The sequence below is a fragment of the Halomonas sp. 141 genome (genome assembly GCF_002810305.1).
In the GTDB taxonomy this organism is placed as follows: Bacteria; Pseudomonadota; Gammaproteobacteria; order Pseudomonadales; family Halomonadaceae; genus Vreelandella; species Vreelandella stevensii.
Map to the genome: position 1 here is coordinate 13,388 of NZ_PINZ01000035.1, position 21,066 is coordinate 34,453.

Annotated in this window: 19 protein-coding genes and 1 tRNA gene; 6 read left to right on the forward strand and 14 right to left on the reverse strand. The window is 61.4% G+C overall.

Annotated elements, in window-relative coordinates:
- Positions 1 to 22: 22 nt before the first annotated feature.
- The 7 genes from CWI66_RS13390 to ffh form a co-directional block, all read right to left on the reverse strand.
- The gene (locus tag CWI66_RS13390; protein ID WP_081193953.1) at positions 23 to 814 is read right to left on the reverse strand and encodes a DsbC family protein; all 792 of its coding nucleotides are present in this window, start codon (positions 812 to 814) and stop codon (positions 23 to 25) included.
- Positions 789 to 1,670: a site-specific tyrosine recombinase XerD gene (gene xerD, locus CWI66_RS13395; protein ID WP_016916000.1), complete on the reverse strand. Its 882-nt coding sequence runs from the start codon at positions 1,668 to 1,670 to the stop codon at positions 789 to 791. Before xerD ends, CWI66_RS13390 begins: the two co-directional genes overlap by 26 nt.
- 104 nt (positions 1,671 to 1,774) lie before the next feature.
- Positions 1,775 to 2,131, reverse strand: coding sequence for a 50S ribosomal protein L19 (rplS, locus tag CWI66_RS13400; RefSeq protein WP_100731956.1), 357 nt, complete (start codon positions 2,129 to 2,131; stop codon positions 1,775 to 1,777).
- Between the two features lie 149 nt (positions 2,132 to 2,280).
- Positions 2,281 to 3,057, reverse strand: a complete 777-nt coding sequence (trmD, locus tag CWI66_RS13405; protein WP_039183457.1) for a tRNA (guanosine(37)-N1)-methyltransferase TrmD — start codon at positions 3,055 to 3,057, stop codon at positions 2,281 to 2,283.
- Between the two features lie 89 nt (positions 3,058 to 3,146).
- The gene (gene rimM, locus CWI66_RS13410) at positions 3,147 to 3,692 is read right to left on the reverse strand and encodes a ribosome maturation factor RimM (protein WP_100731957.1); all 546 of its coding nucleotides are present in this window, start codon (positions 3,690 to 3,692) and stop codon (positions 3,147 to 3,149) included.
- A gap of 57 nt (positions 3,693 to 3,749) precedes the next feature.
- Positions 3,750 to 3,998 (reverse strand): 30S ribosomal protein S16, encoded by a 249-nt coding sequence (gene rpsP, locus CWI66_RS13415; protein WP_009098555.1) that lies wholly within the window; start codon positions 3,996 to 3,998, stop codon positions 3,750 to 3,752.
- 301 nt (positions 3,999 to 4,299) lie between these two features.
- Positions 4,300 to 5,727: a signal recognition particle protein gene (gene ffh, locus CWI66_RS13420; RefSeq protein ID WP_100731958.1), complete on the reverse strand. Its 1,428-nt coding sequence runs from the start codon at positions 5,725 to 5,727 to the stop codon at positions 4,300 to 4,302.
- Positions 5,728 to 5,984: 257 nt separating this feature from the next.
- Between ffh and CWI66_RS13425 the strand changes: the two genes are divergently transcribed.
- Together CWI66_RS13425 and CWI66_RS13430 are read left to right on the forward strand one after the other, a co-directional pair.
- Positions 5,985 to 6,782 (forward strand): cytochrome C assembly family protein, encoded by a 798-nt coding sequence (locus CWI66_RS13425; protein WP_100731959.1) that lies wholly within the window; start codon positions 5,985 to 5,987, stop codon positions 6,780 to 6,782.
- Positions 6,783 to 6,851: 69 nt separating this feature from the next.
- The gene (locus CWI66_RS13430; RefSeq protein WP_081138823.1) at positions 6,852 to 8,126 is read left to right on the forward strand and encodes an HlyC/CorC family transporter; all 1,275 of its coding nucleotides are present in this window, start codon (positions 6,852 to 6,854) and stop codon (positions 8,124 to 8,126) included.
- A 5-nt stretch (positions 8,127 to 8,131) separates the two neighbouring features.
- Here the strand turns inward: CWI66_RS13430 and CWI66_RS13435 are convergent, their stop codons facing one another.
- Both CWI66_RS13435 and CWI66_RS13440 read right to left on the reverse strand, forming a co-directional pair.
- Entirely contained in the window at positions 8,132 to 8,794 is a 663-nt protein-coding gene (locus CWI66_RS13435; protein ID WP_039183404.1) for a 1-acyl-sn-glycerol-3-phosphate acyltransferase, read from the reverse strand.
- On the reverse strand, positions 8,791 to 9,405 hold the full coding sequence (locus CWI66_RS13440; protein ID WP_081138819.1) for a TetR/AcrR family transcriptional regulator: 615 nt from the start codon (positions 9,403 to 9,405) through the stop codon (positions 8,791 to 8,793). The genes CWI66_RS13435 and CWI66_RS13440 overlap by 4 nt, the downstream gene beginning before the upstream one ends.
- Before the next feature lie 199 nt (positions 9,406 to 9,604).
- On the opposite strand from CWI66_RS13440, the gene CWI66_RS13445 reads away from it, so the two are divergent.
- Positions 9,605 to 10,291: an SOS response-associated peptidase gene (locus tag CWI66_RS13445; protein WP_039183410.1), complete on the forward strand. Its 687-nt coding sequence runs from the start codon at positions 9,605 to 9,607 to the stop codon at positions 10,289 to 10,291.
- Entirely contained in the window at positions 10,291 to 13,134 is a 2,844-nt protein-coding gene (locus tag CWI66_RS13450; RefSeq protein ID WP_100731960.1) for an insulinase family protein, read from the forward strand. The genes CWI66_RS13445 and CWI66_RS13450 overlap by 1 nt, the downstream gene beginning before the upstream one ends.
- 13 nt (positions 13,135 to 13,147) lie before the next feature.
- Here CWI66_RS13450 and sbcB read toward each other — a convergent pair whose 3' ends face one another.
- The 4 genes from sbcB to minC form a co-directional block, all read right to left on the reverse strand.
- The gene (sbcB, locus tag CWI66_RS13455; protein WP_081138816.1) at positions 13,148 to 14,641 is read right to left on the reverse strand and encodes an exodeoxyribonuclease I; all 1,494 of its coding nucleotides are present in this window, start codon (positions 14,639 to 14,641) and stop codon (positions 13,148 to 13,150) included.
- A 121-nt stretch (positions 14,642 to 14,762) separates the two neighbouring features.
- A complete protein-coding gene (minE, locus tag CWI66_RS13460) occupies positions 14,763 to 15,014 on the reverse strand; it encodes a cell division topological specificity factor MinE (protein ID WP_016915987.1) in 252 nt (83 codons plus the stop codon).
- Positions 15,011 to 15,829: a septum site-determining protein MinD gene (gene minD / locus CWI66_RS13465; RefSeq protein WP_081138813.1), complete on the reverse strand. Its 819-nt coding sequence runs from the start codon at positions 15,827 to 15,829 to the stop codon at positions 15,011 to 15,013. Before minD ends, minE begins: the two co-directional genes overlap by 4 nt.
- Before the next feature lie 158 nt (positions 15,830 to 15,987).
- The gene (minC, locus tag CWI66_RS13470) at positions 15,988 to 16,734 is read right to left on the reverse strand and encodes a septum site-determining protein MinC (RefSeq protein WP_100731961.1); all 747 of its coding nucleotides are present in this window, start codon (positions 16,732 to 16,734) and stop codon (positions 15,988 to 15,990) included.
- A 181-nt stretch (positions 16,735 to 16,915) separates the two neighbouring features.
- On the opposite strand from minC, the gene CWI66_RS13475 reads away from it, so the two are divergent.
- A complete protein-coding gene (locus CWI66_RS13475) occupies positions 16,916 to 19,729 on the forward strand; it encodes a DUF349 domain-containing protein (protein WP_100731962.1) in 2,814 nt (937 codons plus the stop codon).
- 96 nt (positions 19,730 to 19,825) lie between these two features.
- On the opposite strand, the gene phbB is transcribed toward CWI66_RS13475, so the two are convergent.
- Positions 19,826 to 20,572, reverse strand: a complete 747-nt coding sequence (gene phbB, locus CWI66_RS13480; protein ID WP_026001958.1) for an acetoacetyl-CoA reductase — start codon at positions 20,570 to 20,572, stop codon at positions 19,826 to 19,828.
- Between the two features lie 276 nt (positions 20,573 to 20,848).
- Between phbB and CWI66_RS13485 the strand changes: the two genes are divergently transcribed.
- A tRNA-Met gene (locus CWI66_RS13485) sits at positions 20,849 to 20,925 on the forward strand.
- Positions 20,926 to 21,066 lie beyond the last annotated feature (141 nt).

Here is a 21,066-nt window from a genome sequence, read left to right on the forward strand (position 1 = left end):
TATGTTCGTCACTCGGGTGACGTTATTCATCTTCCAAGCCTAACATGGCCACCAGCCGCTCGGCAGGCACAAAACCCGGCACCATCTGGCCGCTGGGCAGCACGATGGCAGGGGTGCCTTGAACCCCGAGCGCCTGGCCCAGCGCATACTGCTCGGCGACCGGGTTATCGCACCGCGCACTGGCGCCAATGGCCAGCCGCTCCTTGGCCTGATTCATCGCTTCGCTGCGATTGTCGGAGCACCATACCTGCTGAAGCGTTTCCGCAGCGGCGCTGCTCATGCCCGCGCGCGGGAAGGCCAGATAGTGTACCGCAATCCCGCGCTCGTTGAGCTCTGGAATCGTCTCGTGAAGACGCTCGCAGTAGGGGCAGGTAGGGTCGGTAAACACGATGACCGTTGCCTTGGGCTCACCGACGCCGCGAAAAATGACACGCTCGTCTTCGGGGACCGCGGCCAGCGCCTCGGCCCGCTGCTGATTGCGCGACTGCTCGGTCAGGTTGACCAGCCCATTATCGGCGTTTTCAAACAGATCCCCCACCAGAAAGTGGCTGCCATCGGCATTGGAGTAGAACGACTCACCGCTCTCCAGGCGCACATGGTAGATGCCCTCCATCGGCGTGACGCTGACCTGCTCCACCGGCATCGGCTGGCCGTTGACACTCAGGCTTTCGGCCAGGCGGTCGGCCGTGGCATCCGCCAGAGCCAGCGCGGGCAGCAGGCTGATTGCCAACACCCACCAGGGGGCACGGGACGCTACACATTCAGGCATACGTTGACGCATTGTTTTCTCAACCTCTTGGATGGTGGTCGGCATGCAGTTGCTCCAGGCGCGCCTGGGCGACGTGCGTATAAATTTGCGTGGTCGATAGATCGCTATGACCCAGCAGCAGCTGTACGACACGTAAATTGGCACCATGATTCAATAAGTGGGTGGCAAACGCATGACGCAGCGTATGCGGCGACAGTGGCCTCGAGATGCCGGCCGTGATGGCGTGGGCCTTGATACGGTGCCAAAAGGTCTGGCGAGTCATGGCACGGTCACCCCGGCCGGGAAACAGTGCGGGCCGCGTCGGGTCCTGCATCAAGGCAGGACGCGCCGTGCGCAGGTAGCGCTCCAGCCACTCGGCAGCCTCTTCTCCCATGGGCACCAGGCGATCCTTGTCGCCCTTGCCTCGCACTCGCACCACCCCTTGGCGCAGGTTCACCGCATCGCCGGTCAAACCCACCAGCTCGGAAACCCGCAGCCCACAGGCGTACAGCAACTCCAGCATGGCGCGGTCACGCACGCCCAGCGGCGTTTCGATGTCCGGCGCCAGCAGCAGCCGCTCCACTTCGTCCTCTTCCAGCGTGTTGGGCAGGCTGGGGCGCACCCGTGGCAGCGCCACGCGGGCCAACGGGTCGGCATCGATATGCCCGTACAGCCGCGCCCAGCGATAGAAGCTGCGCAGCGACGACACCAGGCGCGCATTGCTGCGCAGCTGATACCCCTGCTCACGGCGCTGGTCGAGCCACACGCCCAGGCGGTCCGGCGAGGCCGTCAACAGCGTCTCGCCCTCTTCCGCCAGCCACTGCTGCCAGGCCGTCAAGTCTCGCCGGTAGGCCGCTAGCGTATGGTCACTGGCACCCTGTTCCAGCCAAAGGGCATCCAGATAGGCATCGATCATGCTCATACGCAAACGGTCTCATGCTAGAACGATAAGCAAAAACCCCGCTCCGCAAAGCGGTAACGGGGTTTTCCGTATCCGAGCGCCAGGCGCCCGTGAAAGCGTGGCGATTAAGCCAGCTTTTCCTTGATACGTGCAGATTTACCGCTACGCTCACGCAGGTAGTACAGCTTGGCTTGACGAACGTCACCGCGACGCTTGACTTCGATGGAGTCAACCAGCGGGCTGTAGGTCTGGAAAGTACGCTCAACGCCAACACCGTGAGAAATCTTGCGCACGGTGAAAGCGGAGTTCAGGCCACGGTTACGCTTGCCGATGACCACACCTTCAAACGCCTGCAGACGCTCGCGAGTACCTTCTTTTACTTTAACCTGAACGACAACGGTGTCGCCCGGTGCAAAAGCAGGAATCTCTTTGCTCATTTGCTCGGCTTCGATCGCCTGGATCACCTTGTTCTTGCTGCTCATCTTCATGCTCCTAAATAACGTAGTGGCTTGCCGCGCAGTTGTGAAAGGGGCAAACCGTGATCCCGGCGCTCGAAGCGAGCCACGCGGGAGTCGTTATGGGTGACACAGGTGCGCTGGCCAACGCCTTCGCCCTGCACCGCCGCCATCCTCTAGGGTGTCGTTGTCGACACCACAGACGAGGCGTGTTCCTCGATGAACTCATCCAGCAGCCGTTGCTGCTCGGCATCCAGGGTACGTCCGCTCAGCAGGTCGGGTCGACGCTGCCAGGTACGTCCCAGAGACTGCTTCAACCGCCAGCGCTTGATGGCGGCATGGTTACCGCTCAACAGCACATCCGGCACTTTGCGCCCGTCGATCACTTCCGGGCGAGTATAGTGCGGGCAGTCCAGCAGGCCGTCGTTAAACGAGTCCTCGATAGCGGAGTCCTGATGACCCAGTACACCGGGTATCAGTCTTGCCGCTGCGTCGATCAGTACCATGGCCGGCAGTTCGCCGCCACTGAGCACATAGTCACCGATCGACCACTCTTCATCGATGTCACTCTCCACCACACGCTCGTCGATACCTTCATAGCGTCCGGCAACCACCACCAGGGGTCCTGCGGCGGCCAGCGCCTGAACTCCCTGCTGATCGAGCTTGCGCCCCTGGGGCGACAAGTAGATCACGGTGGGCGTCAAACCGGTTGCCTGCTCCGCGCGCTGGCGGGCATCGGCAATCGCAGCCCTGAGGGTATCGACCTTCATCAGCATGCCGGGGCCACCCCCGTAAGGGCGATCATCGACACTGCGATGGCGGTCGGTGGCGTAGTCGCGTGGATTCCAGAACTCCAGGGCAATCTGCTGCTTCTCGACGGCTCGACCGATCACACCCTGCTGGGTAATCGCATCGAACATGTCAGGGAACAGCGATACCACGCCAATCCACATGGCGGGCGCGTCTGTCGCACTTTCCACGGGTGCCGGTGAAGTCATCGTCGCATCCGTTTCCGTTCGTTCCGTCAAAGCGTTCTGGCTCATCAAAACTCGGGGCCCCAGTCGACGACCATACGGCCCTCTTCCAGGTGGATCTCAACGATCACGTCATCGGGCAGGAAAGGCAACAATCGCTCTCGCTTGTCGATTGCGTCGTCGTCTCCACGTACCACCATGACATCGTTTGCGCCGGTCTCGAACAGGTAGCTGACCCGTCCCAGCCGCTCGCCTGACTGAGTAAAGACCGCGAGGCCCTCGAGCTCATGCCAGTAATACTCATCGTCGGAAAGCTCGGGCAGTGCGTCCTTGGGCATCAGAATATCCGCCTGGGCCAGCGCTTCGGCCGCCGTACGGTCATCGACCCCTTTCAGTTGCACAACCAGTCCCTTGCCCTGCCGACTGCCCTGAACGACGCGCATGGGGGTCAACGTATTACCTTGACGCACCCACCACTCAGGGTATTCCAGAATGCTGTCCATGGGATTGGTATAGGAGTAGACCTTCAGCCAACCTTTGATCCCGTGAGGGCTGGTCAGCTTACCAAGCACAACGTGCGTGTCGTCAGTCGGGCTGGTTTCAAAACGCGTCATTGACGACCACTCCACAACAGCATTGATGAACGGCGATATCTCACACAACGCTCAGGCTTACGCCTGCTTGCGTGCTTCCTTGACCAGCTCGGCAACGCGACCAGACAGCTGGGCGCCTTGGCTCTGCCAGTGAGTCACACGGTCCAGATCAACGCGCAGACGCTCTTCCTGACCACGGGCAACCGGGTTGAAGAAACCGATACGCTCGATGAAACGGCCGTCACGGGCGTTGCGAGAGTCGGTCACGGTCAGGTGATAAAAGGGACGCTTCTTGGCGCCACCACGTGCCAAACGAATGGTAACCATACGATAACTATCCTTCGGTTGAGGTTACGCGAGTGGGGCATAGCGCCAATGCGCTATCAGAACACTCGTCATACTGTTTTCTTGGTGCTCCTGCCTCACCAGGGCTTGCGAAACGCTTGCCTGGCCCAGCAGAGGGCACCTTCAGGACCTTCATCCATGGAATATCGCCCAGTGCCAGAGCACTTTTCAGCAACACCCAAACATGAAGAGGCCGCATTCTACGCAAATGCGACCTGCTTGGAAAGCCTGACAGCCAGAAAACTCACAGGCCGTCAACCTTGCAAAGGGGCATCAGGCGGGCTCAGCGCCAGGGCAAACCACCCGGGCCACCCATTCCGCCCATGCCCCCCATACCGCCGGGGCCACCTGGGCCGCCGGGGCCTTTGCCCCCCATCATGCCGGACATGCCACGCATCATCTTCTGCATGCCGCCCTTCTGGCCGGCTTTCTTCATCATTTTCTGCATTTGCTTGTGCTGCTTCAGCAGCCGGTTCAGGTCCGGCACCTGAAGTCCGGCACCTGCCGCAATGCGGCGCTTGCGCGAACCGTTGATGATATCGGGCTTGCGGCGCTCTTTGGGCGTCATGGAGTTGATCAGCGCCTCCAGCTTGCCCAGCTCCTTTTCTGGCCCGGGGCCCTGGGCCATCTCTGCCATCTGACCCATGCCCGGCAGCTTGCCCAACAGGCCGCCCATGCCGCCCATTTTCTTGAGCTGCTGGAGCTGGTCGCGGAAGTCTTCCAGGTCGAAGCCATCGCCTTTCTTGACCTTGCTGGCCAGCTTCGCGGCCTTGTCCTTGTCGACGGTGCGTTCGGCTTCTTCGATCAGCGACAGCATGTCGCCCATGCCCAGAATGCGCGAGGCTACCCGGTCAGGATGGAAGGGCTCCAGGGCATCAACCTTTTCCCCCACCCCCATGAACTTGATCGGCTTGCCGGTCACGTGGCGCACCGACAGCGCGGCACCGCCACGGGCGTCACCGTCGGCCTTGGTCAGAATGACGCCGGTCAGCGGCAGCGCTTCATGGAAGGCCTTGGCGGTATTCACCGCATCCTGGCCGGTCATGGCGTCGACGACGAACAGCGTTTCCTGAGGAGCAATGGCTTTATGCAGCGCCTGAATTTCGGCCATCATGGCGTCGTCGATGGCCAGGCGGCCAGCGGTATCTACCAGTACGACGTCATGGAACTGGATTTTGGCATGCTTGATGGCTGCCGTGGCGATATCGACCGGCTTCTCGTCGGAGCGCGATGGATAGAAGTCGACCTGCACCTCTTTGGCGAGGGTTTCCAGCTGGTCGATGGCCGCAGGGCGGTAGACGTCTGCCGAAACCACCAGCACTTTCTTCTTTTCGCGCTCGCGCAGGTAACGGGCCAGCTTGGCCACCGAGGTGGTCTTGCCCGCGCCCTGCAAACCAGCCATCAGCACCACGGCAGGAGAGCCTTTCAGGGAGAGGCCTTCATTGGCCTCGCCCATGATGGCTTCCAGCTCCTGCTGGACGATCTTGACGAACTGCTGACCCGGCGACAGGCTCTTGGAGACCTCCTGGCCTACCGCACGTTCACGCACCCGCTCGATGAACGCCTTGACCACGGGCAGCGCCACGTCGGCTTCGAGCAATGCCTTGCGCACTTCTCGCAGCGTGTCCTTGATGTTGTCGTCGGTCAGGCGCGCCTGACCCTTGATAGACTTCAGCGTCTGGGATAGACGCTCACTCAAATTCTGAAACATGGGGCCTCTGCCTCCGTCGCTGTCGCCGGGTGTCTTCACCGGACGAATGTGGCATCGATTATACGCGCTCACGCCGCGAGTCTCCATGGCCGCAAGCGTTGGCTAGCCATGACTGTGCGACGCTGCCATGATTCGTTATAGTAGCAGTACCGCTCTGGAAGGAGCGGCAGTGACCGGGCCCTGCGGCGTTTTGCAGAAACGTTTGGCCGGTCGCCACGTTTACCCCATGACGCGCTGCCAGGCGCACGGATAGCATCATGCAGGCGCTACCTTTCGCCACGATTGCCTTTGTACTCTATGTTGCTGCTGCCATCTGGCAGGGCATGACGCTGTTTCGCCGCGTGCCGCCACGCCAGGGCATGGTGCGCCTGTTGGGCGCCCTTGGCCTGCTGCTGCATATTCCCGTGGTGGTCAAGCTGGTGGGCGCCGCCCCCGGCCTGCTGCCGGGCTTCACCACCAGCGCGACGCTATTGATGGCCGTGGCGGTCAACGTGGTGCTGGTGGCCAGCCTGTTCAAGCCCGTCTTGAACGCCGGTATCGTGCTGTTTCCGCTGGCGGGCATCGCGCTGATCGTCGCCACCTGGCTGCCCAGCCAGGGTAGCCACAGCGGCTTGACCCCCGGCATCCTGCTGCACGCGGTCAGCTCGGCCCTGGCCTTCGCCGTGCTGGCCATCGCCGCCGTGCAGGCGGTATTGGTGGGGCTACAAAACCAGGCCCTGCGCCATCACCACATTCGCGGCATCGTGCAGTCACTGCCACCGCTGACCACCATGGAGCGGGTGCTGTTCGAGCTGGTGTGGGCGGGCATTCTGCTGCTCACGGTATCCATCGCCAGCGGCCTGATCTTCCTGGACAACCTGTTTGCCCAGCACCTGGCCCACAAGACCGTGCTGTCGCTGGGGGCCTGGATCATCTTCACGACGCTGCTGGTGGGCCGCTACCGTTTCGGCTGGCGTGGTATGCGCGCGGTGCGCTGGACCCTCGGGGGATGCGCCCTGCTGCTGCTGGCGTATTTTGGCAGCAAGTTCGTGCTGGAAATCCTGCTGAATCGCTAAGCACTCCTTGACACGCTACCCGCATGACTCTACAAATCGAGCCTGACACGCCATAAAGGAACATTCGACTTGAGCGACGACTTCCCCCTGGGGTTACTGTTCGGCCTGCTAGCCTTGCTGATTTTACTGTCTGCCTTCTTCTCCAGCTCCGAAACGGGCATGATGTCGATCAACCGCTATCGACTCAGCCACCAGGCAAACAGCGGCGACCGCCGCGCCAAACGGGTCATGCGCCTGCTGACACGTCCCGACCGCCTGATTGGCGTCATCCTGATTGGCAACAACTTCGTCAACAACCTGGCCGCATCCATCGCGACCATCATCGCCATTCACTTTTTTGGCGATGTCACAGGGCCAGCCGTCGCGACGGCGTTACTGACCATCACCATCCTGGTCTTTGCCGAGGTCACGCCCAAGACCTACGCAGCCATCAAGCCCGAGCGCATCGCCTACCCCACGTCGGTAGCACTGGAGCCGCTGCTCAAGCTGCTCTACCCGCTGGTATGGCTGGTCAATATGGTCTCCAATGGACTGCTGAGGCTCGTTGGCGTGAAAAGCGTCGACAACGGCGGTGACAGCCTGACCCGCGACGAGCTGCGTACCGTGGTGCATGAAGCAGGCACCCTGATTCCTTACCGCCACCGGGCCATGCTGCTGTCGATTCTGGATCTCGAAAACGTCACGGTGAACGACATCATGGTGCCGCGGCATGAAGTGCTGGGCATCGATCTGGACGACTCCCTGGAAGAGATCCTGACCCAGATCCGCACCAGCCAGCATACCCGCTTGCCGGTCTATAAAGGCGATATCAACAACATCATCGGTATGCTGCACCTGCGCAACGCAGCACGCTTTTTATCTCGCGATGAAGTCACCAAGGCCGCCATCGTTCAGGAAGCGCGTGAGCCCTATTTCATTCCCGAGTCGACACCCCTGCATACCCAACTGCTGAATTTCCAGAAACAGAAGCGGCGTATCGGCATCGTCGTCGACGAGTATGGCGATGTGGAAGGACTGGTCACTCTGGAAGACATTCTGGAAGAGATCGTCGGCGAGTTCACCACCGACGTGTCCGAAGACGACGAGATTCATCAGCAGGACGATGGCAGCCACGTCATAGAAGGCACGGCCAATATCCGCGAGATCAACAAGATGCTGGGCTGGCAACTGCCCACCGACGGCCCGAAAACCCTCAACGGGCTGATTCTCGAACACTTGGAATCTTTCCCGGACGGCCCGGCCTGCCTGCAGATAGGCAATACGCGAATGGAAATTCTCGAGATTCGTGACAACCTGATCACTTCCGCCCGTTGCTGGCAGAAGCTCCGCCTGCCGCGTCGCTGACGCGGCTAGCGGTGCGCGATATCGCTATCGGCCGCGGCCTTGAGGGCCCTTACCCGGGTTTCCAGATAGCGACGCAGGGCAACACCTTCTACCTCCTGCACCGCAATGGGCGGGCCGAAGTGCAGGCTGACCGGCGCCCTGAACCGCGAAGGCCACTTCTTCAATGCTTTGCCGCCGTGATGTGACGTCCAGGAGCCCCACAGCCCGGCCAGCCCGGCAGGAATCACCGGCACGTTGTCACGGGCCAGAATGGTCTCCAGCCCACGCCGAAAGGTGTGAATCTCGCCATCGGGGGTCAAACGCCCTTCCGGAAACACCATGACCACGTCGCCATCGCGCAGCGCCTTGCTGACTTCGTCCAGCGTGCGCCGCAGCGCGCCGGGGCTATGGCGCTCCGACTCGATGGGAATGGCGCCTACCAGTTGAAACCACCACTTGAGCCAGCGGGACTCGAAGATAGGCTGGTCCATCACGAACCGCAGCGGTCGGGGGCTGGCGCCTCCCAGTACCAGAGCGTCCATGAAACTGACATGGTTGCACACCACCAGCGCAGCGCCTTGTTTCGGCACATGCCCTTGCCCATGCACCGTCAGCCGATAGCAGCCACGCATGGCGAGATAGATCAATCGACGTAGCAGGCGGCGCAGCGCCTTCACCCCTCCTGTCACGTCACCGCCTCCCGGTGCCGCAATCCGGCCAATACCGTGCTCATCAACTGCTCCAACAGCTCATCGACCTTCAGCTGCTGCCCCTGCCAGTAGCCCAGCCGTTCATTCAACCCCAACTGCACCAGGCCATGCACACTTCCCCACAGCGTGCGCCCCAGGCGGCGCGCTTCGAGATCGTCCAGCGCGGGCTGGTACTCTTTCAGTGAGGTTTCCACCTGAGTAAACAGCGCCTCGATGAGAGCGCTTTGGCGCTGATCCAGCTCACCCTCCTGGGCCAGCGGATAGTCGAACAACAGCTGCCAGCGGTAACAATCCTGCTCGGCAAAGCGCCAATAGGCATGCGCCAGAGCACGCAACCAGGGTTCAGGGTCATCGGCCGCCAAGCCGGTAATGGTCTGCTGCAACCGGGCCAGGGTCTCAACGTTGACATGCTGCAACAGGTTATTGAAGCTGCCATATAACTTGAGCAGGGTACTGGGCGCACAGCCCACTTCTCGGGCCAGGGCACGCAGTGATAGGCCATGAACTGGCTGCTGAGCCAACCACTCATCACAAGCGTGCATGACCTGCGTATGGAGGGCGTCGGGCGCATGCTGTCTGGGACGGGCCATGGCGATCTCTTAGGGTCAACGGCAAACAGGAAAGATTGCCTCATCGCGCTTTAGCGAGAGCAAGGACTACGATAGGATACCTTACATCGAACACTGTTTTCGACACTAAAACACGACATTTAACGTATTCACACCGCTTACCCCGTTTTGACCTTGCCCCGTGGCAGTCAAGCGACCGCGTTGCACTCGAGGAGACCGCATGACGGGACGCCTACACGTACAGCGCTTACCGCTCGCTCGTCTATTGCCAGCGCTGGCCTCGGCGGCGCCGCTGATCGAGTCGCCGAACATGGCCCCGCGCCAGCCTGTCTCTGCCATTCGCATGGCGCAGGGCCGCATGACGCTGTCACCGCTGTTCTGGGGCCTTACCCCCCCTTGGCTGAAAGTGCTCGACCACGCCCCCCACTGCGCCAGGGCCGAAACCTTGAGCAAACGCGCCATGTTTCAGGAGGCGTTCAACGCCCGGCGCTGCGTGATCCCGGTGAGCGGCTTTTATGTCTGGAAGCCTCAGGCGCGCAACAAGCAGCCTTATCTGGTGACCCACGTGCAGCGCGCGCCCCTTCTGCTGGGCGCCCTCTGGTGCCGCTATCACACCACCTTGACGACCTTTACCGACTCGACGGCCTTGATCAGCGTGCCGGCCAATGCCTGCCTGTCACCGCTGACCGACCGCCTGCCGGTGGTGATCGCCCCCGAAGACGTATCGACATGGCTGGACCCGAACACCGACCCCGACCAACTGACACCGCTATTGATGCCGGCCCCTCTGGAACTGTTGGGCGCTTTTCCGGTATCAAGGCATGTGAACAACCCTGCCTTTCAGTCACCCTCCTGCGCGCATCCCGTTGGGCCCATGCTGCGCTGGACCGTGCCACAGGAGCTGTAATGCTGCGACTCATCCCTGCTTACCCGCCGCGCCTTGCTGCGCGGCACATCGCCCTTGGCCTGTCTACAGGGCTACTTTGGGGGGCTCTGCCCGGTGCCTGGGCCGAAGAGAGCCCCATTGCCGACGTGGTAACCCCCACCGTCAGCCCCTTCGACGAGCGTGACTACCGGGTACTGACGCTGGAAAATGGCCTGCAGGCGCTGCTGGTCAGCGATCCCAATGCCGACAAGGCGGCGGCCTCCATGAACGTGCGGGTCGGCAGTGCACAAGACCCGGAAGACCTGCAGGGGCTGGCGCACTTCCTGGAGCACATGCTGTTTCTGGGCACCGAGCCCTACCCCCAGTCGGATGCCTACCAGCGTTTCATTTCCGAAAATGCGGGCTCCCACAACGCCTTCACTGCCCAGCAGGACACCAACTACTTCTTCGATGTCGCGCCCTCGGCACTGCCCGGCGCCCTGGATCGTTTCAGCGAATTTTTCCTCTCACCGCTGTTCAATGCCGACCAGCTGGAGAGCGAACGCAATATCGTCCACTCCGAGTACATGGCGCGCATACGTGATGAGTCGCGGCGCGAGAACGACGTCCTGAACCAGTTGCTCAACCCGGCGAACGCCACCACCGGCTTTGCCGTGGGCAGCCGTGACACCCTGGCCAACCCGCCAGAGGGCGAGGCGACGCTGCGTGAGCGGGTGATCGACTTCTATCATCGCTACTACGATGCCAATGTAATGAACCTGGCCGTAGTCGCTCCTCAGCCGCTGGACGAGCTGGAAAGCCTGGTGGTCGAGCGCTTTGCCGAGATCCCGGATCACGGTCTCAGCGTGCCGGTGATCGATGCACCGCTGGTGGATTCGGATACGCTCCCCCGCTATATCGAGCGTCAGTCACTGCAGGACCGCCGTCAGCTGCGTTTTTACTTTCCGATTCCAGACCCCACGGACGAGTACCGCACCAAGCCCACCCAGCTCATCTCCCATCTATTGGGTGACGAGAGCGACGGCAGCTTACTGGCCGTGCTCCGCCAGGCAGGACTGGCCGATGGGCTATCCGCCGGCGTGGGCCGCGGTGACGGCAACCACGCCCTGTTCACCGTCTCCATCAGCCTGACCCCCGCCGGGGCCGAGCGGCTGGACGACATCGAAGCCACCCTCTTCGCCGCCATTGAGCAAATTCGTGAAGAGGGCCTGGCCGAATGGCGCTATGAGGAACAGCAGCGGTTGAGCGAGCAGGCCTTCCGCTTCCAGCAGCACGGCGCGCCCCAACAGGAAGCCACGCGCCTGGCCATGAGCCTTTCGCGCTACCCCGTGGAAGACGTGCAGTACGCGCCGTATCGCATGGATGGCATGGATAGCGAGCGTCAGCAGGAGTATCTGGATGCGCTGACACCTCAGAACATGCTGCGTTTCTACTCCGCCCCGGATATCGAAAGCGAACAGGTCTCGCCCTGGTTCAATACCCAGTGGCGCGAGCAGAAGCCTGCACAGCCGGGCCGGGCCCTGGAGGGCCTGGCGCTGGCAGAACCCAACCCCTTCATTGCCGAAGACCTGACGCTGCAGCCCGGCCAGGACGAGCGCCCCTCCTCGCTCATCGACACAGAGACCTTTGCCGCCTGGCACATGCAGGATAGTCGATTCAACACGCCCAGCGTCGAATGGCGGGTCAGCCTGCAGCACCCCAGCGCCAGCTACTCAGCCGAAGAAGCGGTGCTGACACGCCTGCTGGCCAGCTGGCTGAACGACAGCCTCAACGAATCGCTCTACCCCGCCTGGCTGGCAGGGCAAGCCTTCAGCGCCTACCCCCATGCACGCGGCATCACGCTGTCGTTTTCGGGTTGGCGGGATGGGCAAACGCCGCTGATCGAGCAGGCCATTGCGCAACTCAAACAGGCCGACATTTCGGCAAGCGCCTTCGAGCGCGTGCGTTATCAGCTGCAACGCGAGTGGCGTAATGCACCGCAGGCATCGCTCACCGGACAGGCCAGCCGCGCGCTGGGCGAAGCCCTGCTGACCCCGCAGTGGTCCAGTGCCGAGCTGCTGGAAGCAAGCCAGCGCCTGGAGAAACAGCACCTGGACAACTTCCGGCGCCGCTTCCTGGGCAATCTGTACATCGACGCCATGGCCGTGGGTAACCTGACCGCCGACCAGGCACGGGAGCAGGCCAGTCTGATCCGCGGCGCCCTGACGCCACGTCTGAGCCGTGACGACATTCCCACCCTGCAGCCGCTGCGGGTGGCCAATGACGCCACCACGCTACAGCCTCACAGCACCCGTGAAGAGTCGCTGGTACTCCGCTACCTGCAAGGGCGCGATCAGAGCCTCGAAGAGCAGGCACGACTCAGCGTCCTGGCGCAGTGGCTGGATACGCCGTTCTACCAGCAGCTGCGTACCGAAGAGCAGCTGGGCTATATCGTCAATGCAGGCTACTCACCGCTACTGGAAGCACCGGGGGTTGCGCTGATCGTGCAGTCGCCCGATGTGGATAGCGCCACGATCGCCGAGCGCATGGATGACTTCTTGCACCAGGCGCAAGCGCGCCTCGAAGCGCTGAGCGATGAGGAGCTGGCCGCGCACCGTCAGGCCGTGCACGACCGGCTGCGCCAGCGGGACACCAGCCTGCAGGGCATGGCCAACCGCTACTGGCAGGCCACGGCACTGGAAGAGATTCGTTTTGACCGCCGCGAGCGGCTGGCCGAGCTGGCACTGGACGTTACCCCGGAAGCGCTGCAGACACTGTGGCCCGAGCTGCTCGGCCATCGTCTGGACATCCGCTTCGACCCAGGTGACGCGCCCAGCGACATCACCGCCTACCGCAACGCACGCGCCTCCTTCAACGAGCGCTAGCCTTCCACCCCGCTCAGGCGTCGAACGCCTGGGCGGGCATCATGGCCTCCACGTACATCACCAGCTCTTCCAGTATCTGCCGCTCATGGTCACTCAGCGACTGCTGATTGTAACGTTCGATTTCTCGGGCAAACGCTTTCAAGGTAAACCCGGATAACGCCGGATCGTTCATGCGCATCCAGCGAAAAGCTTCCCACTGCTCACGCTCATCGCCTTCCAGCGTTTCCGGATAGCTACGGGCGCGGAAACGGAACAGCATCTCTTCCAGACGCGGATCCTGAAAGGCAAAGCGCTGGCCCACCAGATCCCATGGTTCCATGGCTAGCACGCTTTCCATCTGCTGGCGGTCTGCCGCCGAGAAAAAGCTGCCGGCGTACAGCATCAGGTCAGGATCCTGGGGCGATGCGTCATGCTTGGCATCAAACACCTCTCTGACCTTCTGGGCCACCCCGGCGGCAGCGCGCAGGGTTTTCCAGTGGCCTCGGCAAGCCTCGATATCCACACCCAGTCGGGCGGCAATCGCCCCGTACTCTCCCTTGTGCTCACCCTCGATATCCTTGAGCACCGTGGCTGGAAAGACCACCGGGCAGCGGTTGATGTGAATCACCTTGAGGGGAATACGCGCCTCGCCTTCAGAGAGATCCTGCTGGCTGACGAACACCCGCTCACGAATCTGCTCGGCGCTCAATGAGAGCAGGTCGTCCGGTGCCACGCTCAGGTCATAGACGATCACCCCGTTGGGGTTGGTGGGATGCTCGGCCAAGGGCATGACCAGGGCGCTACAGCCACGACTGGCCGGGTAGCGGCGCGAAATATGCAGCAGCGGCTTGGCATTCGGCAGATCCAGCTGCTGGGCCACCGCCCGTTTGCCGCGCAGGCCCAGCAAGTAGTCGAACAGCTTGGGATTGCGCGTCTTGAGCAACCTTGCCAGGGCAATGGTGGCACGCACATCGGCCACCGCATCGTGGGCCCCTTCATGGGCAATGCCGTTGGCCGCCGTCAGATGCTCCAGTTTGAAGCTGGGTGCGCCATCGTCACGTAGCGGCCACTCGATACCCTCCGGGCGCAGCGCGTAAAAAGCCCGTACGACGTCGATCAGGTCCCAGCGAGAATTGCCGTTCTGCCACTCACGGGCATAGGGGTCGAGCAGGTTACGATAAAACAGGTGGCGGGAGACTTCATCGTCGAAGCGCAGGCTGTTGTAACCCGCGACACAGGTGCCCGGCTCGCTCATGGCGCGCTGTACCTGCTGGGCAAACTGGGCTTCCGGCAGCCCTTTGCGACGGGCTTTCTGAGGCGTGATGCCGGTAATCAGACAGGCTGCCGGATGCGGCAGGTAGTCGTCGGCGGGCTTGCAGTAGAGCTCGATGGGGTCGCCGATTTCGTTGAGCTCGGCGTCGGTGCGCAGTGCCGCAAACTGGGCAGGCCGATCACGGCGTGGGTCAGCACCGAAGGTCTCGTAGTCGTGCCATAGAAAACTGGCCGGGGCGGCATGGGATGGCGCCATGAATGCATACTCCCTTGAGCGAAACCCCCTACCCACAGGCAACGCCCATGCGGGTCGGGTGGGAACAAAAGCTCAAGACTAGCACACCCACGACGCCTATCGCCGCTACATCGCCCAGCCCCTAGCTCTTGGGCAACGTCACGTTCAGCTCCAGCACCGAACAGTTGTCTTCACTGTCCAGGGAGATTTGAATGGCATCGTCATCCACGTGCACATAGCGGCGGATGACCTCCAGCAGTTCGCGCTCAAGCAGCGGCATGTAGTCTGGCTGACCACGCTGGCTACGCTGATGCGCCACGATGATTTGCAATCGTTCCTTGGCCACCGAGGCGGATTTCTTGCGCTCACGCTTCAAGAATTCCAGCAGTTTCATCGACGACTACCCCCAAACATCCGGCTCAGCAATCCCTTGCGCTGAAGCTCATGAAAACGTAGCGGCATCTCTTCACCCAGCAGCCGAGACACAGTGTCGGCGTAGGCTTGCCCAGCATCACTGGCCGCATCGTGGGTCACCGGCACCCCCTGGTTGGAAGCGCGCAGCACCGCTTCGGATTCCGGAATCAACCCCAACAGGTCGATGGCCAGAATCTCGCGAATGTCTTCCAGCGTGAGCATGTCGCCCGAGGTCACACGCGACGGGTTGTAGCGGGTGATCAACAGGTGCTCCTTGACCGGCTCCAGCCCCTGCTCGGCACGTTGGGTTTTCGAGCCCAACAGCCCCAGAATACGATCCGAATCACGTACCGACGACACCTCGGGATTAGTCACCACGATGGCTTCGTCAGCAAAGTACATGGCCAACTGGGCGCCACGCTCGATACCTGCCGGGGAGTCACACAGGATGAAGTCGAAGTCTTCCTTCAACTGCTCCAGGATCTTTTCCACGCCTTCCTGAGTCAGCGCATCCTTGTCGCGGGTTTGCGACGCGGGGAGGATAAACAGGTTCTCTACCCGCTTGTCACGAATCAACGCCTGATTCAGACCAGCCTCTCCCTGGATCACGTTGACCAGATCGTAGACCACGCGACGCTCGCACCCCATGATCAGGTCCAGGTTACGCAGCCCCACATCGAAATCGATCACTACGGTTTTCTTTCCGCGCAGTGCCAGGCCCGTCGAAATCGCCGCAGCGCTGGTAGTTTTACCGACCCCCCCTTTACCAGAGGTCACCACAATAATTTTGGCCAAGAGTCACTTCCTTCTTGAAGTCGTTTATGGCGAGCGCCGTGGCGCTATTCACCTAACGGGAACATCAATGTCGTCAAAAGCGGTACTGTAACGGATCACGACGGCGGCGTCGCTAGGCAGAAAACATCAGCCTCTGCCCGGCGGTTCAGCCACTCGGCTCAGTCCAAAGGTTTGATATCCAGCTGTTCCGCGATGAAATGCACCTCAGCTGCCCGCCCCAGCAGTTGAGAGTCGATATCTTCCAGACGCTTGTAGTTGCCCGCCACGGACAGTAGCTCGGCTTCCAGTTCCCGGCAGTAGATGCCGGCATCGATATTGCCATGGATACCTGCCAGGGCACGCCCTCGCAAGGCACCGTAAATATGGATACTGCCTGCCGCCAATACTTCGGCGCCTGCGTTCACCGCGCCAATCACGATCAGGTCGCCTGCGGCAGAGCTTACCTGCTGCCCGGAGCGCACCGTCCCTCTGTAGAGGCGCGTAACCCCCGGCACTTGCGTGGGCTGAAGCGCTTCTTCCTCATCTTCCTGGGTTGGTTCAGTCAGCGGCGCGACGCTTTCCAACGCCCTTGCACGCCCCTCTTCTACCGGGGCAAACCAGCCCAGCCCCAGCGCCCAGGCAGACTGGCGTATTGGCTCGGCCCCACCGCGCACGGCCACGGGCAGCAGCTTGTGATCGCGACATACGGCACAGATACGCTCCAGTGCCAGGTGCGGCTCATCGAGCTTTTCCACACTCAACACAACCGGTGTATGCTGAAAGAACGCGGGTGATTGCGACAACTTGCCTGCCAACTGCCGACGGATGCGCTCCGGATCAGCACTGGTCAACTCCATGACGGTCATCGGCAGCATGCCGCCTTTGAAGGTGAAGGCTATGTCGGCACTGTTGGCGTTGAGGCTCATGGCCGAACTCCATGTCTTGTTCAGGTAAAATAAGGGTAGCGCAATCTCGCGCCTTGGGTTGTGATTGACTGGAAAACTCACAACCATAGGGCAAAGCTAAGCGACAGCGACGATGACTGCAACCGCCTACTCATCGATGGCTGATTTTTTTCATGTTACGCACCTCTTGGCAGGATGATCCATGCACGGACTGTTACGACGCCTGTTCGCTCCTCGGTGGCAACACCCCGATCCCGAGGTGCGTCTCAAGGCACTTCACACGCTGGACCCGCAGCATCCTGAGCAGCGCACCGCGCTTGTCACGCTCGCCCGGGACGACAACGCCGACGTCGCACTGGCCGCTTTGCTGGCGCTGGATGACCTGAAAGGCTTGATGGCAGGCTACTCCGGGCAAGCCGCTAATGAGGCGTGGTTCAACGCGCTTTGCCAGCGACTTGCCGGGGCCGAGGGCCGCACCGACCTCGCCACGCGACAGAGTGTCGTGGCGCAACTGACTGACCCACGCTTATTGAACGCGTTAGCCGCCCAGGGCGACAACCTGAGCTTGCGCCTGGCCGCCCTGGAACGGATGACCGATGAGCAGATACTGGTGGAGCACGCCTGCCATAACAGCGTGGCGGTCGTTCGCCAGCAGGCAGCCGAGCGCATCACCGACGAAGACAACCTCAAGCGCTTGTTGAAAGAAGCCCGGCGCGACCGGCAGGTGGTGCGGCTGGCCAAGGAAAAGCTCACCCAGCGTCGCGACGATGCCGAATGGCTGGCCGATCAGTTGGCTCAACGCGAACACATCCTGACGCAAATGGAAAAGCACGCTCACGCGCCCTGGGAACCACTCTATGGCGGTCGCTTTCGCCACCTCGAGCGGGAATGGCGTCAGTTGGATCACCCGGCCACTGCCGAACAGGAGCAACGCTTCCAGCAGGCCGTACTGGGTTGCCGCAAAACGCTGCAAGACCATGAAGCACAGGAGCAGGCACGCCAGCAAAGCCTGGCAAGAAGAGCCGAAGTAGAGAACACTCGCGATCAGCTCTTGAGCGGGCTCGAAGAAACGCTGGAAGGCCTGACCCACGGCACCGACCTGACGGCTCAGGATATCGATAGCCTGCGCGCCCAGCGACAGCTGCTGGACCAGCGTTGGCAGGCGCTCTCCGATCAACACGCCCCCCATGAGACTGCCCAGCAGCGCTATTTCCATGTGCTGCAGCAGTACGAACACTGCCTGGAGGCCTGGCAGCGCTGGCTGTCGGTACGCAGCGCACTGGAACAAGCGGTGGTCCAGCACGACACGGCGGCGCTCAGCGCACTGATGACCCAGTGCGATTGGCCAGCCACCTTGACGTCTCCCGCACTGCTGGCACAGGCGCAAACACAGCTGGCACATACGCCCCAAACCAGCGCCACACCTCCCTCGGGGCCCTCGTTCGAGGCCCTGGCAGCCGACCTGGATAGCTTCGAGCATCTGCTGGAGCGCGGTTCGTTCAAAAGCGCCAGCCGCCAGCACCAGCGCCTCAAACCGCTGATAGAAGCGCTGTCAGGCGACGAGGCCCAGCCCCTCAAGCGCCGACTCAAGCAGCTAGGCGCCCGACTGGCCGAACTGCGGGACTGGCGCGGCTTCGTGGCAGGTCCCAAACGTGAACAGCTATGTGCCAGTATCGAGACGCTGGCCGGCGACCAGCACATGGCCGAAGCGGCACTGGATCGCCATCACCGCCAACTGGTCAAGGAGTGGAAAGCACTGGGAGATGCCGCCGCCAATCGCGAGCAATCCGCACGCTTTCGCCACGCCTCCGACCGGATTCACGAGCGCCTCGCCCCCTGGCGCGCACAGCTCGACGCCGAACGCGATGCCAACCTGCGTGGCCGTGAAGCGCTCTGCGAACAGCTCGAAACCCTGCTGGCCCAGCCTGCCGAAGATGCCGACCCGGACGTGCTGCGTGAAATTCGTGACAAGGCACGTCTTCAGTGGCGCCATTACTCCCCCGTACCACGCGAGCATAGCGAAGCAATTGGCCGACGATTTGGCGCCATTCGCCATCGGCTGCAGGCCTTGATCGATCAGCGTGCGGAGCAGATTGCCCATCAAAAGCGTGACCTGATTGAGCAGGTCAATGCCCTGCAAAGCGATGACGCCCAGCCGCTGGAAGCGCGCATTGCGCGTACCAAACAGCTGCAGCAGCAGTGGCGAACGCTAGGCCGCGCACCAAAGGGGGAAGAGCAGGCCCTTTGGAAGGCGTTCCGCAACGCCTGCGACCAGCTGTTTGCCCAGCGGGAGGCTCGCAAGCAGGCACAAGCCACGCGGCAACAGCAGTCTCTGGACCAGCTGCAGGAGATCATTGATGAAATGGACAGCTGGCAGCCCACCCATGCCAGTGACACCCGTACGCTGGAGCAGTATCTCTCTCGTGTCGAGCAGTGGGAGCCCCTGCCCAGGCATCGGCGCAGTGACGGCATGCAGCGCCGTTTGGGCGGCATCGTGCGTGCCAAACGCGAGCGACTCAACCGTTTGGCCATGACCGAGGCCGTAGCCCGCTGGCAAGCGCTGACGCCCCTTATCCACGCGCATTTGCAGGCCGACCAGCAGGCCTTACAAGGCGAGCCCACGCCCAGCGTCGACGTATCCCAAATACAGACCCCACCGCTGCCCGAACACTTTGCAAACGCTCATCAGCAGCGCAACCAGGCCCGACAAGCGCTGCTTGCCGCCGGAACGCCCGCGCAGGATAACGCTCTGGAAGAGCCACTGGCCCGCCTGAGGGTGCATCTTTCATTGCTGGCGCTGGGAACCGTCAATCAACGTGACGAGCCGCTTCGCCTGGCCATTCAGGTCGAGCGGCTCAACAGCGGTATTCATCAAACGCGCAGCCCCGTCGATGAGCTGAATGACGTCCTGGCCGAGCTGCTCGCACTGGGGCCGTTACCCAGCGAACTGTGGCAGCAAGAAGCGCCTAAAATCGAGCGACTGCTGCAGCGTCTGGCCAGACCACCCCAGCCCTGAATCCCTCCAAAGCAGACGGCACTCACGCAAATGGGAGGCGCATGGCCTCCCGTTTTTCACATCGCTCTTGTGAAGCGTCGTGCCTGACAGCAGGGCTTAGCCCATGAACTGACCGCCGTTGATGTCGATATTGGCGCCGGTAATGAACCCTGACTCCTTGTCCGCCAGGAACGCCACCAGGCGACCAATCTCTTCAGGTGTGCCGTAGCGCTTCACCGGAATGGTTTCGCGGATCGCCTCGCGCACCGGCTCGGGTATCTTCATGATCATATCAGTGGCGATATAGCCCGGCGACACGGTATTGACCGTAATCCCCTTGGTGGCCGTTTCCTGCGCCAGCGACATGGTCAAACCATGCATACCGGCTTTGGCCGCCGCATAGTTCACCTGGCCAAACTGGCCTTTACGTCCATTGATGGAGGAGATGTTGATGATCCGGCCGTAGCCATTCTCCAGCATCATCTCGATCACGCTGCGACACGTGTTGAATACCGTATTGAGGTTGGTATCAATGACTTGATACCACTGTTCATAGGACATCTTTTTCATGGTGCCATCGCGTGTGATACCGGCACAGTTGACCAGCACACTGATGGGGCCATGCTTTTCGTGGATCTCGCGGGCACCTTCGACACAGGCATTGTGGTCTGACAAATCCACACCGGACAGTGCGATGTTGTCATAGCCATCGGCCTGCTGCGCTTCCAGCCATGTTTTGGCCTTGTCAGGGTTATGGTACCCCGCCACCACCAAATAACCCGCATCTGCCAACGCGCGGCAGATTGCCGTTCCGATTCCACCAGTTCCACCAGTTACCCAGGCGACGGGGGCTTGATTGGCCATTGACTACCTCCCTGATATGACAAATGGCTTGGACTGTAAGCACTGTTATGGTGTCGCAAGCCACTTTGAATAAGCGCCTTCACGCTTTTCTCACTGACAGCGAGCCGCTCGAACTCATCAGCGGCACGCTGACCGCATGCTTTTTATTATGCCTACTGAAAGCATAGCTATACTCTGGCCATGTTGCAGCACGATGACCATGACCGCCAGCATAAAAGCGTTTTATCGAAGGGGTTGACTTGGCGATAAAAATGCGTAGAATGCGCCACACGTTGATGCGGGGTGGAGCAGTCTGGTAGCTCGTCGGGCTCATAACCCGAAGGTCATCGGTTCAAATCCGGTCCCCGCTACCAATATTTTGAAAGGCAGACCAGTTACTTACTGATCTGCCTTTTTTGTATTTGTTTGTTGGCTAATTTCCTGTGACACATCTGTGACGTATATGTGTTCAATGAAGTGATGCCACAGCAACTCATGGGCCTTCACTATTGCTT